The following is a 14446-nucleotide window of genomic DNA, read 5'->3' as shown; positions in this document are numbered from 1 at the left end:
GAGGCGCGGGGCCGGGTTCGCCGGCGCTACGCCTGCTCGTGATGTGCTGTGTCTCTGACGCGCGCACGCGACGCCATCACCGAGCCGTTGACAGGGCCGAGTTTGACGGGTGCCGTCAAGGGGATGACCCCCAGCTCGACCGCGTCCATGCCGATCATGCCGTTGAGGCGGTCGAGTTGGCTCGCCGACACCGAGAGCGGGCGAAACAGCGCCCCGGCACCGGGGGCGGCGCACGGCAGGTCGAAGCCCCGTCCCCCTGCCCGCCGGTCCCACCCCCGAAGTAGTTGAGTTTTCATGAACATGTAAGTTCACATAGCATCCATGTTCTCCACTCCTTCTTCGTGCCTCTCAGGGGGAACGATCTCCGTGCTTCACCGGAAACACTTCGGCGCGCTGGGCGCTGCCGTCCTCTCCATGACGCTCGCTGCGTGTGGCGGCGCCGCCACGCCCACGGCTGCGAAGCCTGCCACTTCGAGCAACTCTGCCGCGGCCGTCCCGGCGTCCTCCTCCCCGACTCCCCACGCGGCGCTCCTCACCAAGGCTCAGCTCACGTCCGCTCTGCTGTCGCTGTCGCAGATGCCGGCCGGCTGGTCGACCGATGGGGACTCCAGCTCGGGCGACAAGACGTTCTGCGACTACCGTCAGCCGAACAAGGCCCGGATTCAGGTCTCCCGCAGCTTCCAGAAGGGCGGAGGGCTGACCGCCACGATTGCGACTGTGGGCTTTCGGCAGTACGCGAGCGCGAGCGATGCCGCCGAGTCGTTCACCGCGATGGAGAAGGCACTCGAGACCTGCCACCAGGAGACCTATCAGGGGTCAGTGCTGAAGTACTCGCCGATGAGCGTGGACAAGCTCGGCGACCGGTCTTTGGGTGTACGCATCGACAGCGACGGCACCACGTTGCTCCAGCAGTTCACCCTCGACGGGCCCACTCTGATCAACGTCGGCACCGGCGGCCTCACGAACGCGGAAGCCGACACGGCCACCAAGCTCCTGCGCGACCAGGTCGACCGGTACGAGGCCGCAGCCCGCAAGTAGGCCGGGCTGTGAGAGCCGCCTGGCCTGAGAGGCAGTAGCCCGGCCGACCGGCGTGCACCAAGGAAGTCCTCCGCTCAGTCGGCACGCATGAGCGGCGACATCGTTCGAAACAAGAGGAAACATGGCTGGTTCCGGCAACCGTGATGACGCGACGCAGGGATGCCTCGCACTGGTCGCCATCTGTGCCGTCGTGGTGGTCGGCTGGCTGGTGTGGACCGCGGTTTTGTGGACTGTGGCCGAGTGGCGGTGGGCGTGGTTCGTCGGATGCGCGGTTGTGGCTCCGGCTGCCGCGTTCGCGCTCGTGTCCGCGTGGGCTGAGGAGCGTCCGTTCGTGCCGTCTCGCCGGCGGGAGGCTTGGATGACGGCGGTCGTCACCGCCGTGGCGGCGGAGGCACCGACTGTCGTCCTCGTGAAGGGCTGGGGTACCGGGGTTGTGGCGCTACTCTTCGCGCTTGGCGCCGGGTCCGCCGGTGTGCTCGGTCCGTATGACCGCGTGGCGTCCGTCATGCCGGCAGGTCCGCCCCTGCGGGCGTCGACGACAAGCAGCGGTCTGCCGACGCTTCGGCGGCGACGGAGCGAGTGAGAGCCGGCAGCCCCCGGTTGCCCGCTGCGTGCCTCATCGGAACGCTTTCTGAGTTTGCGGCCCTGACCCGTCCCGGTCGGTCTGTACTTGTTGGAGCCCTTGTGATCCCCCCGTCCTTCTTGTCCGGGCAGCGTGTTCGCCGCCTGGGAACCCTGCTGGCCGTCCTGTGTGTGAGTGCGGGGGTCATCGCCATCGGTGAGGCGTCCGGCGGCGAGGCCGCAGCGCCGCAGGCCGGCCATCGCCGCGCTGCCCCCTCCGCGAGCCCGTCCATCGAGCCCGCACCGACGAAGATCGCGGTCCAGACACCAGCCCGTCCGGCCCCGCGGATGATGTCCGCCCGTTGTACGGGACAGGCCAAGAACCTGTTCTTCACGGCGGCGGGAGGTTCGGTCACGAAGCCGTCTTCGCAGCCGCCTGCGTACCTGCGGATCAAGGAAGCCAGTGTGGTGCGTGACAGCAAGGGCGTGACGGTGAGCTACACGCTCGCCGGTGACGTTCCCGAGCCCGATTCGGACGCGGACGCCACCTACTGGACGTGGCTGGGCGACGGTCTGGACGACATGGACGAACCTGCCGTGAGCATGCAGTACCTCGACTCGCGTTGGTTCGTGCACGTATCCGGAACGAACGACGTGGTCGGAGGAGACGTGGAAGCCCGGCCCGAGACACACGGCCACACCGTCTCCGTCCGGCTTCCGCTTCGCGTCCCCACGTCGTCCGGCTACGTGGCGGACCTGTCGGAGTTCACGCATGCCGGCTGGTCCACGGAAGGCAAGGACCCCTCGGGATTCGGCACCTGGATGGACGGTTGCCCGATCGGCGGGGAAGAGGCCGGCAACCCGGGGTCGTGGGAAGTGGCACTGCACTGAGCGCGCAGCGGGCGTGCGACGCTCACGATCGAAGACCCCGATCACCCGCCCGAACATCGGCCCCCTGGGGCGGCGGAAGGGGAGCGATCTCCCGCTCGAAGAAGGCGTGGAAATCCTCGCCGCGCTCATACAGCGCGTCGAACCCGCGAGAGGTTTCGCGGATCAGTTCTCGCTCGCTGAATCGGCGGGCGCCAGCCGCGTTTCCGTCGCCGTCGTACACCACCTCGTACATGGCCACGTCCCCGAGAATCACCACCTCCGGAACGGGGCGGTTGTTTTCGATGTCCGAGATCTTGCGGGCATCGAGCACTTTGATGTCGTCTCCCAGGTCCACGCGTACCCGGAGCACGAAGAACTCCCACTGCACGTACGGTGTGACCGGGAACTCCACGACCCGAAGGCGCCGGTGGGGGATGCCGAGCCGTGCCGCTTCCTGAATCTCCCGTGCGTAGTCGTCGCGTTTCTCGTCGGCCAGGGAAAGAGCCCGGGACCAGTCGCCGGCGGCGAAAGCCTCCCAGCTCGCGAAGCCCCGCTCCTTGAAATGCTGCCCGCGTTCGAGCTTGTTCAGGAAGTCGATCCCGCTGTTGTAGACCCGGCTGAAGTCCGCGTGGTACGTGGGGCGATCCATGCGCCCGGAGGCGTCGCCGCTGGGGAAGGAGTCAAACACTGGGGATATCCGGTTTCGCCGCGAGCAGCATGTTCCTCGGGATGACCACGAGTCGCTCGTCCGCCCCGATCGAGACGCCGTCGGGCAGATTCGCGCCGAGCGACTGGGTGAGGTCCCGGCCGATGACGGCGATGTCTCCGTTGGCGAGTTCCCAGATGTCGGGGCAGTCAGGGGTGCCGGTCGTGTTCCCTAATTCCTGAGGTGATTTGCCTAAACGCCTCTTGAAAGTGGTGGCCGGATCTGCTTCCCATGGCCTGGTCATTGCCGTAGCCCCCTTCGGTCGGCCGGGTCGGGCGCCACTGTAGCGCCGCGCAGGCTCGCCTGACCATGTGACGACTTCGATCCGCGGTGGAGAAGACGCCGGGAGATGCCTTCTTGTCCCCCTGCTCAGAAGTGCGACGATATTGATCGCGAGAGGAATCGCGTGATCACCTTATCGCCGCGACGTTCCGTTGTACTGTCGGATAATCGGGTGAACGGAGGGGCGGCTGTGGACCCGGAGGTGACCGTGCTCGCACAAAGCGCAGGAACCACCTTGGTCACGCTGATGGCAACCGATGCCTGGCAGCGCACCCGCGACGGGCTCACCCAGCTCTGGCACCGCATGCAGCCCGAGCGTGCCGAGACGGTGGCCGCGCAGTGGGAGGCCGGCCGCGAGGACGTGCTGGCCGCCTTGGCGGCGAACGACCAAGAGACGCTGAACGAACTGCGTGCGCAGTGGCAAGGGCTGGTGCGACGCCTGATCGTCGCCCGGCCTGCCGCCACCGGGGAACTGCGCGCGCTGCTGGCCGAACTCGACCCCGACGGTTCAGCCGGCCGGTCGGTCACGCAGCACGCCACCGCGTCCGGTCAGGCCAGGGTCTACCAGGCGGGACGAGACCAGCACATCGCCGAGCGATGACGGGCGGGATGGACGGTCACGCCGAGGACCGAGGGCGGGTCTACCAGGCGTCGGGCGACCAGCACATCAACGAACACCACCACCACGGCGGCGATACGACCGGGCCGAGCGGCCCCGACTCGGTACGCCGCCCGGCGGTCGGGCGGCCTCCGGTCGTGCTGCGCGATCGCACCGAGGTGATGGAACGCCTGCGGGCAGGCGTCGAAGCGGGGCGCGGCGGCGATGTCTACGTGCTGTACGGCATGGGTGGCTGCGGCAAGACAGCGGTCGCCTGTGACTTCTTCCGGGTGGCCACCGGCGAATACGGCCGGGCGGGACTGTGGGTCAACGCCTCCGACCGGGCGAGCCTGCGGGCCGGCATGCTGGCCGTCGCGGCCGACCGAGGGGCGGGCGACGGCGAACTGCTGGCCGCCCGCAACGGCCTCCGTCCCGCGGCCGACCTCGTCTGGCAGTATCTCGACCACTCCGACGAGTCCTGGCTGCTGGTCCTCGACAACGCCGACGAGCCGGAGATCCTGCGGGACGGGAACTGGCTGCGCACCAGCCCGCGCGGCACCGTCGTGGTGACCACCCGCCGGGCAGCCGCTCGCTGGTGGCCGGGGGCCGAACTGCAGCACATCGGCGTACTGCCGCGGGAGGACGCCGCGGCCGTGCTGTGCGACCTCGCCCCGTTCAGCGGTACGGCGGAGCAGGCGGCACGGATCGCCGACCGGCTCGGGTGGCTGCCACTCGCCCTCATCCTGGCAGGCGGCTTCCTCTCCCACCAGGTGATCGACCCCTGGACGATGGACGCCTACGGGCATCATCTGGACGAGGACGAGCGGGTCCAGCTCATCGACCGAGGAGCGGACGCCCTGTCCGAGGCGGACCCGCGGCACCTGGTCGGCCTGACCTGGCAACTGACACTCGACACGTTCGAGGCGCGCGGGCTGCCCGAAGCGGTGGCACTGCTCAGGCTGCTGGCCCGGTTCGCTCCGGAGCCGCTGCCCCTGTCCCTGCTCAACCGTGCCGACGTCAGCGGCGTCCTGCCCCGGGCCCGTACCGAAACCGCCCTGAGAGCCCTGCTCGACCAATCGCTGACCGAACTGGTCGGCATCGGTGTGCGCTGCGTACAGAGTCATGGAGTACTGCTCGACAGCGTCTGGGCGGCAACACCCGCGGAACGGACGCCCGCTCTCGACACGACGGCCGTCCGGCTGCTCGACGCGGCCGTTCCCGGCGTACCCGACGCGGGACCCCACGATCCGCTGCTGCGACTGCTGGTACCGCATGCGCTCACCTTGCCGCGGCGCATCGGCGAACCGTCGGCTCTGGCCGATGCCCTGGCCGTCGCCACGCGGCTGTCGGTCGCCCTGCACCGCACCGGCGACTACCTCTCGGCCTGGGAGACCTCCCGGACCACGGCGGACCTCGGAGAGCGGCTGCTCGGTGCCGATCACCGCCTGGTGCTGGCCGCCCGTTCCAGGGCCGGCCGGGCGCTGTTCCGACTGGGCAGGTACGCCGAGGCCGAGCCGTCGCTCCGCAGGGTCCGTGCCACCCAGGAGCGACTGTTCGGGGCTGACGACCCCGACACCTTGGACAGCGGCTACGGCCTTCAGCTCGTGCTGGGAAACCTCGGCAGACACGAGGAGTCGCTCGCACTCCTCCGGGCCGTCGTCACCGGCCGGCACACGGCGCTGGGCCCGGAGCACCCGTTGACCCTGCGCGCCCGCGCCAGTCTGCTGGAGATGCTGCCCGCCTCCGAGGTGGTCACCGAAGAAGACGGCGCGCTGCTGTCGCTGCCGTCGCAATGCGCCCGACTCCTCGGACCCGAGCACACGGTGACGCTGGGCGCCCGGCACAACCACGCCTGGGCGCTGTACCTCCTGGGCCGCTTCGACGAGGCCGACGAGGAGATCCGGCTGGTCGCCGAAGCGTATGCGCGGCGCTTCGGCCCCGAGTACCCGCACGTGCTCGCCGCCCGGCAGCTCCTCTCCCGCACCCGGTCCGCGCTCGGCCACGTGGACGAGGGAATCGAGCTGATGACCGATGTCGTCGCACGGCGAGAACGCGGCCTGGGCCCGGAGCACCCCTTCACGGTCGCGGGCCGTCGGCTGCTGGACGAGTACCGATCGGGGCGATGGCGCCCGCCGCGAGCGCCCCGCGGATGACAGCGGCGCGTCGGCAACGATGTGCGCCGGTGGACCTGGGCCGGCTACCGCGCCAACGCTACTCTCGGGGCAACTCTGCAGTCGGTAACGGACCCCTTGCAGCGCCCCACGGACTGCTGGCTGCGCCTGCGTGAAGATCTCACCCCGGCCGACTGGCGCGCGGCCCGCGAGAGTGCCGGCGAGAGCCTGGCCCTACCCGTTGTCGACTACCGGGCCGCACGCGGCCTGAAATTCTCCGCCGCCCTCCCGGAACGCCTCGCAGTCGCCACGGTCGCAGCCCGGCTGGCCGACTTCGAGGGCGCTCGCGGGGTGTGGTCGGAGCCTGTGCGTCTCGTCGGCCGAAGCGGTTCCGGCTGATTGCCGAGGCCGCTCAGGTGGGAGTACGGATGGCCGCCCCCATAGCTCGATCACATCAGCTGCACAGGTAGCCTTTGCTTGCAGAATGATTGGACACATCGTTGCGTCTCGCGCGCCGTTGCGTTGACGGTCGGTGACGGTCGGGGCTGCACGGCCGACGGGGGCTACGTCCTCGGTGCGCGCGCATCAGAAGCGGGCCGAGCGATCATCGCGCACGTGTGTGACTGTTCTGGGGCGGACCGGGGCCGACGATGGGCCGGGGAACCGCCGCCACGGTCGTACGGACCTGCGCCGCGCGGTCAGAACGGGCCGCTGAGGCTGCCGAGCCGGTCGGTCAGGCGCAGGTTCTCGGAGTAGTCGACGGGACAGGCGATCACCCAGACGCCTTCGTCGTCGAGGGCGCGGCGCAGCGCGGGCAGCAGCTGGTCGGCGGACTCGACCCGGTAGCCGTGTGCGCCGAAGCTCTCGGCGTAGGCGACCAGGTCCGGGTTGGTGAACCGGGTGTGGCTGTGGCGGCCGAGTTCCAATTCCATCTTCCAGGTGATCAGGCCGTACTCCTCGTCCACCAGGACGAGGACGACCAGCGGGACGCGTTCGCGGACGGCGGTCTCCAGTTCCTGGGAGTTCATCAGGAAGGAGCCGTCGCCCATCATGGCCAGCACCCGCCGGTCCGGCCGGGCCAGCTTGGCGGCGATGGCGCCGGGCAGCGCGAAGCCCATGGTGGACAGGCCGTTGGAGACCAGGCAGGTGTCCGGTTCGTAGGTCGGATAGAGACGGGACATCCACATCTTTCCGGCGCCGGTGTCGGCGAGGACGATGTCGTGGCGGTCCAGAGCGGTGCGGACTTCCGCCACCACGCGCTGCGGAACCAGTGGGAACGCCTTGTTGTCGCGGCCGTACTGGAGCTCCTCGTCGAGCAGCGCACGGATCTTCGCGCTGCTGTCCGAGTCGTGGACGAGTTCGTCGGGCAGTGCCGACGCGAGCGCGTCCAGCGCCTGCGACGGATCACCTTGGATGCCGACGGTGACCGGGTAGTGGGCGTCCACCTCGGCGGGGAATCGGTGCAGGTGCAGGATGCGCTTGTCGCCGTTGGGGTTGATCTTGGCGGGGTCGAACTCCTGGATCTCGTAACCGACGCAGATCACCACGTCGGCGGCGTCGAAGCCGAAGTTGCCGTAGTCGTGACGCATGAAACCGACCGCGCCCAGAGCGTTCGGATGGTCGTCCGGGAAGACGCCCTTGCCGTGGAACGTGGTCGCGACCGGGATGTTCAGCCGCTCGGCGAACCGCACCAGTGCGGCTGAGGCCCCGGCCCTCGCGGAGCCGTGGCCGGCCAGCAGGACGGGACGCCGTGCGTCGGTGAGTACCTCGACCGCCCGCGCGATCTGCGAAGGCGACGGCGCATCGGCGTGCACCGCGTCGATCCGCAGCGGTGCGGCATGCTCGGTGGCCCGCTCCGCCTCGATGTCCTCCGGCACTGCCAGGAACACGGCACCGGGGCGTTCGCTCTGAGCGGTCTTGAACGCCTTGCGGACCATCTCCGGCACCGCGTCCGGACACTCCACCCGGGCCGCCCACTGCGTGACCGGGGCGAACATCGACACCAGGTCGATGACCTGGTGCGACTCCTTGTGGGTGCGGCGCAGCGAGCCCTGGGCGGCGAGGGCCACCATCGGGGAACTGTTGGTCATGGCGTCCGCGGTGCCCAGCAGCAGGTTGATCGCGCCGGGGCCCAGGGTGGCCGAACACACGCCGGCCCGGCCGGTCAGCCGGCCGTAGATCTCGGCCATGAACGAGGCGGCCTGCTCGTGGCGCACCAGGACGTACCGGATGCCGGAGCCGCTCAGGGCGTCGACGAAGCGGATGTTCTCCTCGCCGGGGATCCCGAAGACGTACTCGACGCCTTCGGCTCGCAGACAGCGCACCAGCAGGTGCGCGACGTCCTCCGCTGCTGCCGTGTTCCGCGCCTCGGCCGTGCCTTCGGTGCCCATGGGACGAAAGTAGGCAGGTACGACTGCGGCTGCCACTCGTCCGCGCCGTCCGGGCGTGCGGCCCGCCGAGACCGTTCGGAGGCGTTGTGGTGGCGGCCGCCGCGGTCGCCCCGCACGCTGGCGAAGTGGACACGTCGCCGTGCCAGGCGGTCGGCGGCAGAGCTCTGGGAGGTCCGTGTGAGCGCTACGCCGTCCGACACCGACGCGCCACCGGCGCGGTACGACGACCTGCGTGCCCTGGTGATCAACTGCACCCTGAAGCGTTCGCCGGAGACGAGCAACACGCAGGGGCTGATCGACCGGAGCACCGCCATCCTGAAGGCGCAGGGAGTACACGTCGACGTCCTGCGGGCGGTGGACCACGACATCGCGACGGGTGTGTGGCCCGACATGAGAGAGCACGGCTGGCGGACCGACGCCTGGCCCGAGCTGTACCAGCAGGTTCTGGCGGCCGACATCCTCGTACTGGCCGGCCCCATCTGGCTGGGCGACAACAGCTCCGTGACGAAGCAGGTGATCGAGCGCCTCTACGCCTGCTCCAGTCTGCTCAACGACGCCGGGCAGTACGCCTATTACGGCCGGGTCGGCGGCTGCCTGATCACCGGCAACGAGGACGGCGTCAAACACTGCGCCATGAACGTCCTCTACAGCCTTCAGCACCTGGGCTACACCATCCCGCCGCAGGCTGACGCCGGATGGATCGGCGAGGCGGGCCCCGGCCCGTCGTACCTCGACCCCGGATCGGGCGGCCCGGAGAACGACTTCACCAACCGCAACACCACCTTCATGACATGGAACCTGCTGCACCTGGCACGGGCGCTGAAGGACCTCGGCGGCATCCCCGCCTACGGCAACCAGCGCACCGCCTGGGACGCCGGATGCCACCGCGACTCCGAGAACCCAGAGCACCGGTAGCGGGATGTCGAAGCCAAGTCGCGGCCGGTCGCCGGGCAACAAGCCGCCCGGCGGAGCACGGCTCAGAGCACCGGCCGGGGAGCGGGTGCGGGTGCGGCGTGCACGGGCCGGCGGGGCGGCCGCGGTGTCGAAGGCCGCCGATCGCGTCCGTACGGCGAAGCGGCGCATCGGGCAGCTGCCCCCGCCGCCGGGGCCGTTCCGCCCCGGGTTCTGGCGCAGTCCGCTCCGCGGGCCTTGGCTGACCTCGGTCTTCGGCCTGGTGCTGTTGGTCGGCATTCCGCTGCTGTTCGTCACGGGACTGCTGTCCTACGCTTCCTACAACCCCGATCTGAGCCCTCTCAACGACGAGACTCCTGACAAAGGCGTGCTGGGCTTCTACCTCTTCAGCTGGCCCACGCACCCGTACTGGCTCTATCGGCTGCTCCAGGGCATGCACGTGACGCTCGGCGTCGTTCTCGTGCCGGTCCTGCTGGCCAAGTTGTGGTCGGTGATCCCGAAGCTGTTCGAATGGCTGCCGGTGCGCTCCGTCGCCCACGCACTCGAGCGGCTGTCCCTGCTCCTGCTCGTCGGCGGCGTCATCTTCGAATTCGTCACCGGTATCCTCAATATCCAGCTCTACTACGTCTTCCCGGGCTCGTTCTACCGCCTGCACTTCTACGGCGCCTGGGTGTTCATCGCCGCCTTCGTGGTCCACGTGTCCCTCAGACTCGGCCGGATGACCCGGGCCCTGCGCTCACGCAGCCTGACGGCCGAACTGCGCACCGGTCTCTCCGGCACCGCGCCCGAACCCCCCGACCCGGACGGCCTGGTGGCCGCCGCCCCCGCCGCACCCACCATGACCCGGCGCGGCGCGCTGGGCATGGTGGGAGCCGGATCGCTGCTCCTCCTCGTCGTGACCGCCGGACAGAGCATCGGCGGCCGGCTGCGCGCCACCGCGCTCCTCGCACCGCACAACCGCGATCCGGGCAGCGGCCCTGACGACTTCCAGATCAACAAGACGGCGGCGAAAGTCGGCGTGCACCCCGCACTCGTCGGCCCCGACTGGCGGCTGGAGGTCCACGGGCGCGGCACGCCACGGGTCTTCACCCGCGAGCAGCTTCTGGTGATGCCCCAGCACGCTGCCGCGCTGCCGATCGCCTGTGTGGAGGGCTGGTCCACCGAAGACCAGCACTGGACCGGTCTACGGCTGGCCGGCCTGGCCGCGCTGGCCGGACTGCCCGACGCGGGAAGCGTTCTCGTCGAATCCATCCAACCCTCCGGGCCCTTCACCCGGGTGGTCCTGCGAGGCAACCAGATCCACGATCCCCGAGCGCTGCTCGCCCTCCGCGTCAACGGCGCGGACCTGTCACTCGACCACGGCTACCCGGCCCGCGTCATCGTCCCGGCCAACCCCGGCGTGAACAACACCAAGTGGGTCCACCGGCTGACCTTCAGGGCGTGACATGGCACGATTCGTCCGCTGGTACGGCTCCGGCCCACTGCACCTGCTCGTGCTGATCGCCTCCTTCGCCCTCACCGGCTACGCCATGCTGCGGCTGTTCGCCGTCCAGCCCTGGGGAGTGGCCGTCTGGTTCGTCGGTGCGGCGGTCCTCCACGATCTCATCCTGCTGCCCCTGTACTCGCTGGCGGACCTGTCGGCCGTCTCGGTACTGCGGCACCGAGCCGTCGGCAGACCGACGGTGCCGTGGATCAACTACCTGCGCGTCCCCGCCTTCCTGTCAGGTCTGCTCCTGCTCGTCTGGTTTCCCCTCGTCCTTCGTCTGGCGGTCCCCTACTCCGACGACACCGGACTGTCCGACAGTGTCTACCTCGGTCGATGGCTGGCGATCACCGGCGTGCTCTTCGCGGCTTCCGCGGTGGCCTTCACGGTGAGAGTGCGCCGCATGCGCCGGGCCGGCCGCGGCGGCGAGAGCCGACCCGCCACAGCACCATGACAACGGACGAGAGCGAGTTGTACGACGCCGAGGAGGATCCCTACGCGCTGGCCCTGCGACCCGGCCATGACCCGGTGTATCTTCGGCTGGCCGACGGGCGCCGGATCCGGATCCCGGTGCACCGCTGGCACGAGCAGCCCACGGTGGCCGACCAGACCGTACTGGAACGCAGCATCGGCCCCGTCCTCGATGTCGGCTGCGGCCCGGGCCGCATGTGCAGAGCGCTTCTGGGCCGGGGGGTCTTCGCCCTCGGTGTCGACATCACGCCTCGTGCGGTCGCGCTGACCACCGCGCTGGGCGGCCTCGCACTGTGCCGATCGGTCTTCGACCGGCTGCCGGCCGAGAGAGGCTGGCAGACGGTGCTGCTCATCGACGGCAACATCGGCATCGGAGGCGACCCTCGTGGCCTGCTGCGCCGTTGCGGCGGTCTCGTCGCTCCCACCGGGTGTCTCGTCGTCGAGGTCGACCCCGACGACATCGAAGAGGTGTGCACCGCCCGGTTCGAGGACCCCCACGGCCAGGGCGGTCCGTTCTTTCCCTGGGCGCGGCTCGGGCGACCAGCGCTCCACCGGATCGCCGCGGACCTTGCCCTCGACGTCATCGACCAGTGGACGACAGGGCATCGTTGCTTCGCCACCCTGGCCCATGATGGATCATCCCGTAGGCACCTGACGCGGGCCTCGGGGTGACGAACGACGGTGGACGGCGACCGTCCGAGGCGCTCCCTTGCGTGACGTCGCCGACCTCGTCCGGACACACGTTGCGTACCGAACTGATCTGCGTCGACCTGGTTTCCTGTGCTGTGCGTCGTGGCCGCCGGCATCGGAGGGCCGGGCATCGCACCCCGGACTCCCGTCGACCGCAGAGTGCAACGGGAGCGCGCGCCGGTGAGCAGGCCGGAGGGGCTTGCTGGGATGCCCATGCGCCACGAATCCCGGCTTTCTCCACCGAGCACCATGAGGCTGATCGGGTGACGATGGACGTGTACGGACCTGACCACGCTGCTCCCAGTAGGAGACAGGTGCCATGACATCTCCTTCCGATTCCCCCGCCCCCGTTCCGCCACGCGGCACCGCATCACAGGAGGGCCCTGCGGCCGGAGGTGTGGCCGCCCTGGCGAACGTGGGATGGCAGATGCTGCTCACCCTCGGCCTCGCCACCATCGCCCTGGGCGTTGTCGCCCTGGTCTGGCCGGGTGAGACGCTCCGCGTCGTCGGCGTACTCTTCGGCGTCTACCTCCTGGCCACCGGTGTCTTCCAACTCGCCGCCACCTTCGGCACACACGTCCCCCGGCACCTTCGTGTCCTGCACTTCATCACCGGCGCGGTCTCCATCCTGCTGGGACTGATCTGCTTCCGGGGCCCCCTCGAGTCGATCTTTCTGCTCGCCCTGTGGATCGGCTTCAGCTGGCTCCTTCGGGGCACTCTGGAGACGGTCGCCGCGGCCTCCGACCAGACGATGCCGGCCCGCGGTTGGCATGTGGCCTTCGGCATCATCGGCACTATGGCCGGCATCGTGATGATCATCATGCCGTTCGCCTCCATCGGAACCCTCACACTGGTAGTGGGCGTCATGGCCATCGTTCTGGGCCTGACCGAAGTGATCCGCGCCATCAGGACACGCGTCGAGATCGGTCATCTGACTGCCGGCACGACCCCCGAGCGACGCCCCCTGTTCCACGCACGTCCGCACCCCCAGCACTGAGAGTCGTCGGCCGGCGAGCGAACTTCGACGCTCCGCCCATGCGTGTCTCCTGGGTCCGGGTCCCTGACGGTCGCTGTGTGGGTGCGTGCGCTGCTCCGGGCGGAGGCGAACGCGAGCGAGCGCGTGACGTCAGCTCCCGTCACCGCCGTCCGCGGCCGAGGAGGAGGTCGCGAGTGTGAGGAGTGGGGCGAGGGTCAGCACCAGGGCGAGACCGGCCAGCAGGCCGTACAGGGGCGGCCCGGGCCTCGTGATGCCAGAGGTGATCAGCAGGGCTGTGGCGGCGGCCGGGGCGTGGTGCGCGTCCAGCAGGTGGAGCACGAAGAGCGTGAGACCCACGGCGAGAGCCTGTGCGCCGATCTGGGAAGCGGTGTCGTGATGCCGCTCGGCGACGGAGGGGTGGTTCCACAGGCCGAAGGCGGCCAGACAGGCCAGACCGAGGGCGATGGCCACGGCATGGCCGGTCACGGCGGTGCGGAGGCGAGCGGTCACCGACTCGGGATGGGCGAGGATCAGGTACGCCGTCGGGCCCAGCGTCGTGGTCAGGGCGACCCAGCCGATGACATCCCCGACGGCGCCGACCCCCGCGAGCAGCAGCGCCGACAGCGCGAACAGCCGCGCTCCGCCGAGCAGGCGGTTCGTGGCACCGCTGACCGGACCGGACCGGCGGTCCGTTCGTTCCCCGGTGGCGTTCACGCGGACCTGCCGCGGGCGCCGGTGAAAGTGTCCATGCCGGCCTCCTCCCGGATCGGTCGGGAGGTCCGGGTATCCGCATGCGGCGGCCGTCAACCGGTGGGCACGCCCTTCGGACGGGCCCGGGGCCGCCGGCCGTGTGCCCGGCGCAACCGTCAGACCGTCGTGCCCCACTCGCTGGTGGGCTGAAGGACGGCCTCGACCAGCGCGCGGGTACGCAGCTCGGTGACCGTCCGATACTCGGGGTCGGCGACCATACGGCTGAAGTGCCGACGACTGGGATAACGGACGAGGACGACCGCGTCCCAACTCTGACCGGCCTCGGCCACCAAGGCGGTGCCGCCCGTGCCGGCGTACAGCACCTCGGCTCCGTAGCGTGGCAGGAAGGTCTCCTGGAGGCGCCGCGCGTACTCCTCGTACAAGGCCCTGCCGCCGGGTGCGAAGCGCAGCAGGTTCAGCATGACGACAGGACCGTCCGGATCCTCGGCCAGCATCGTCTTCAGATCGCCGCCTGCGGGATCGATCGCCATGGGAAGCTCCTTCGCGGGTGCGCGGATGCCGTTGCCCCGGCCGGCCGGACGGGTCGGCCGGAGGGGCCGGGCTCAGCATACCGATCGGTATGTCATGTGGACATGCCTCTCACCACG

The 14446-nt window shown here is 69.8% G+C and carries 16 protein-coding genes and 1 pseudogene; 11 read left to right on the top strand and 6 right to left on the bottom strand.

The window, feature by feature from the left end; all coding sequences use genetic code 11:
* Positions 1-26: 26 nt before the first annotated feature.
* Positions 27-302: a hypothetical protein gene (locus tag ACIQVT_RS05100; RefSeq protein WP_403747630.1), complete on the bottom strand. Its 276-nt coding sequence runs from the start codon at positions 300-302 to the stop codon at positions 27-29.
* Between the two features lie 19 nt (positions 303-321).
* Here ACIQVT_RS05100 and ACIQVT_RS05095 point away from each other — a divergent pair, with 19 nt between their 5' ends.
* The 3 genes from ACIQVT_RS05095 (at position 322) to ACIQVT_RS05085 (ending at position 2490) form a co-directional block, all read left to right on the top strand.
* Positions 322-1038, top strand: coding sequence for a hypothetical protein (locus ACIQVT_RS05095; RefSeq protein WP_403747626.1), 717 nt, complete (start codon positions 322-324; stop codon positions 1036-1038).
* Between the two features lie 121 nt (positions 1039-1159).
* Positions 1160-1621, top strand: a complete 462-nt coding sequence (locus ACIQVT_RS05090; protein ID WP_403747622.1) for a hypothetical protein — start codon at positions 1160-1162, stop codon at positions 1619-1621.
* A 101-nt stretch (positions 1622-1722) separates the two neighbouring features.
* Positions 1723-2490 carry a hypothetical protein gene (locus ACIQVT_RS05085; RefSeq protein WP_403747620.1) on the top strand — a complete coding sequence of 256 codons (768 nt, stop codon included), beginning with the start codon at positions 1723-1725 and terminating at the stop codon, positions 2488-2490.
* Positions 2491-2512: 22 nt separating this feature from the next.
* Here the strand turns inward: ACIQVT_RS05085 and ACIQVT_RS05080 are convergent, their stop codons facing one another.
* On the bottom strand, positions 2513-3157 hold the full coding sequence (locus ACIQVT_RS05080; protein ID WP_403747617.1) for a DUF6879 family protein: 645 nt from the start codon (positions 3155-3157) through the stop codon (positions 2513-2515).
* Positions 3150-3419: a hypothetical protein gene (locus ACIQVT_RS05075; protein WP_403747609.1), complete on the bottom strand. Its 270-nt coding sequence runs from the start codon at positions 3417-3419 to the stop codon at positions 3150-3152. The genes ACIQVT_RS05080 and ACIQVT_RS05075 overlap by 8 nt, the downstream gene beginning before the upstream one ends.
* Before the next feature lie 228 nt (positions 3420-3647).
* Between ACIQVT_RS05075 and ACIQVT_RS05070 the strand changes: the two genes are divergently transcribed.
* The 3 genes and pseudogenes from ACIQVT_RS05070 to ACIQVT_RS05060 all read left to right on the top strand — a co-directional run.
* Positions 3648-4058: a hypothetical protein gene (locus ACIQVT_RS05070; protein ID WP_403747607.1), complete on the top strand. Its 411-nt coding sequence runs from the start codon at positions 3648-3650 to the stop codon at positions 4056-4058.
* An 8-nt stretch (positions 4059-4066) separates the two neighbouring features.
* Positions 4067-6208, top strand: a complete 2142-nt coding sequence (locus ACIQVT_RS05065; RefSeq protein ID WP_403747605.1) for a tetratricopeptide repeat protein — start codon at positions 4067-4069, stop codon at positions 6206-6208.
* Positions 6209-6214: 6 nt separating this feature from the next.
* Positions 6215-6565 (top strand): annotated as a pseudogene (locus tag ACIQVT_RS05060) (ATP-dependent helicase); the annotation flags it as partial.
* Positions 6566-6864: 299 nt separating this feature from the next.
* On the opposite strand, the gene ACIQVT_RS05055 reads toward ACIQVT_RS05060, so the two are convergent.
* The gene (locus ACIQVT_RS05055) at positions 6865-8556 is read right to left on the bottom strand and encodes an acetolactate synthase large subunit (RefSeq protein WP_403747601.1); all 1692 of its coding nucleotides are present in this window, start codon (positions 8554-8556) and stop codon (positions 6865-6867) included.
* A gap of 177 nt (positions 8557-8733) precedes the next feature.
* Between ACIQVT_RS05055 and ACIQVT_RS05050 the strand changes: the two genes are divergently transcribed.
* The 5 genes from ACIQVT_RS05050 to ACIQVT_RS05030 all read left to right on the top strand — a co-directional run bounded on the left by ACIQVT_RS05050 (position 8734) and on the right by ACIQVT_RS05030 (position 13109).
* Positions 8734-9471, top strand: a complete 738-nt coding sequence (locus ACIQVT_RS05050; protein ID WP_403747598.1) for a flavodoxin family protein — start codon at positions 8734-8736, stop codon at positions 9469-9471.
* 4 nt (positions 9472-9475) lie between these two features.
* Positions 9476-10912 (top strand): molybdopterin-dependent oxidoreductase, encoded by a 1437-nt coding sequence (locus ACIQVT_RS05045; RefSeq protein ID WP_403747596.1) that lies wholly within the window; start codon positions 9476-9478, stop codon positions 10910-10912.
* 1 nt (position 10913) lies between these two features.
* Positions 10914-11405 (top strand): hypothetical protein, encoded by a 492-nt coding sequence (locus tag ACIQVT_RS05040; RefSeq protein ID WP_403747593.1) that lies wholly within the window; start codon positions 10914-10916, stop codon positions 11403-11405.
* Complete coding sequence (locus ACIQVT_RS05035; RefSeq protein ID WP_403747587.1) at positions 11402-12094, top strand: class I SAM-dependent methyltransferase; 693 nt, start codon at positions 11402-11404, stop codon at positions 12092-12094. The genes ACIQVT_RS05040 and ACIQVT_RS05035 overlap by 4 nt, the downstream gene beginning before the upstream one ends.
* A 337-nt stretch (positions 12095-12431) precedes the next feature.
* On the top strand, positions 12432-13109 hold the full coding sequence (locus tag ACIQVT_RS05030) for an HdeD family acid-resistance protein (RefSeq protein WP_403747584.1): 678 nt from the start codon (positions 12432-12434) through the stop codon (positions 13107-13109).
* A gap of 129 nt (positions 13110-13238) precedes the next feature.
* Here the strand turns inward: ACIQVT_RS05030 and ACIQVT_RS05025 are convergent, their stop codons facing one another.
* Together ACIQVT_RS05025 and ACIQVT_RS05020 are read right to left on the bottom strand one after the other, a co-directional pair.
* Complete coding sequence (locus tag ACIQVT_RS05025) at positions 13239-13802, bottom strand: HPP family protein (protein ID WP_403747582.1); 564 nt, start codon at positions 13800-13802, stop codon at positions 13239-13241.
* 152 nt (positions 13803-13954) lie between these two features.
* Positions 13955-14329: a DUF1330 domain-containing protein gene (locus ACIQVT_RS05020; protein WP_403747579.1), complete on the bottom strand. Its 375-nt coding sequence runs from the start codon at positions 14327-14329 to the stop codon at positions 13955-13957.
* Positions 14330-14446: the final 117 nt, after the last annotated feature.

It is taken from the genome of Streptomyces sp. NPDC100445 (genome assembly GCF_044759735.1).
In the GTDB taxonomy this organism is placed as follows: Bacteria; Actinomycetota; Actinomycetes; order Streptomycetales; family Streptomycetaceae; genus Streptomyces.
This window is presented reverse-complemented; position numbering and strand designations above follow the sequence as displayed.

Bases quoted from the DNA above. Each gene is read 5' to 3' on its own strand.
- ACIQVT_RS05075 (WP_403747609.1), bottom strand. From the start codon at position 3,419: ATGACCAGGCCATGGGAAGCAGATCCGGCCACCACTTTCAAGAGGCGT.
- ACIQVT_RS05045 (WP_403747596.1), top strand. From the start codon at position 9,476: ATGTCGAAGCCAAGTCGCGGCCGGTCGCCGGGCAACAAGCCGCCCGGC.
- ACIQVT_RS05020 (WP_403747579.1), bottom strand. From the start codon at position 14,329: ATGGCGATCGATCCCGCAGGCGGCGATCTGAAGACGATGCTGGCCGAG.
- ACIQVT_RS05095 (WP_403747626.1), top strand. From the start codon at position 322: ATGTTCTCCACTCCTTCTTCGTGCCTCTCAGGGGGAACGATCTCCGTG.
- ACIQVT_RS05065 (WP_403747605.1), top strand. From the start codon at position 4,067: ATGGACGGTCACGCCGAGGACCGAGGGCGGGTCTACCAGGCGTCGGGC.
- ACIQVT_RS05100 (WP_403747630.1), bottom strand. From the start codon at position 302: ATGTTCATGAAAACTCAACTACTTCGGGGGTGGGACCGGCGGGCAGGG.
- ACIQVT_RS05090 (WP_403747622.1), top strand. From the start codon at position 1,160: ATGGCTGGTTCCGGCAACCGTGATGACGCGACGCAGGGATGCCTCGCA.
- ACIQVT_RS05040 (WP_403747593.1), top strand. From the start codon at position 10,914: ATGGCACGATTCGTCCGCTGGTACGGCTCCGGCCCACTGCACCTGCTC.
- ACIQVT_RS05035 (WP_403747587.1), top strand. From the start codon at position 11,402: ATGACAACGGACGAGAGCGAGTTGTACGACGCCGAGGAGGATCCCTAC.
- ACIQVT_RS05030 (WP_403747584.1), top strand. From the start codon at position 12,432: ATGACATCTCCTTCCGATTCCCCCGCCCCCGTTCCGCCACGCGGCACC.
- ACIQVT_RS05055 (WP_403747601.1), bottom strand. From the start codon at position 8,556: ATGGGCACCGAAGGCACGGCCGAGGCGCGGAACACGGCAGCAGCGGAG.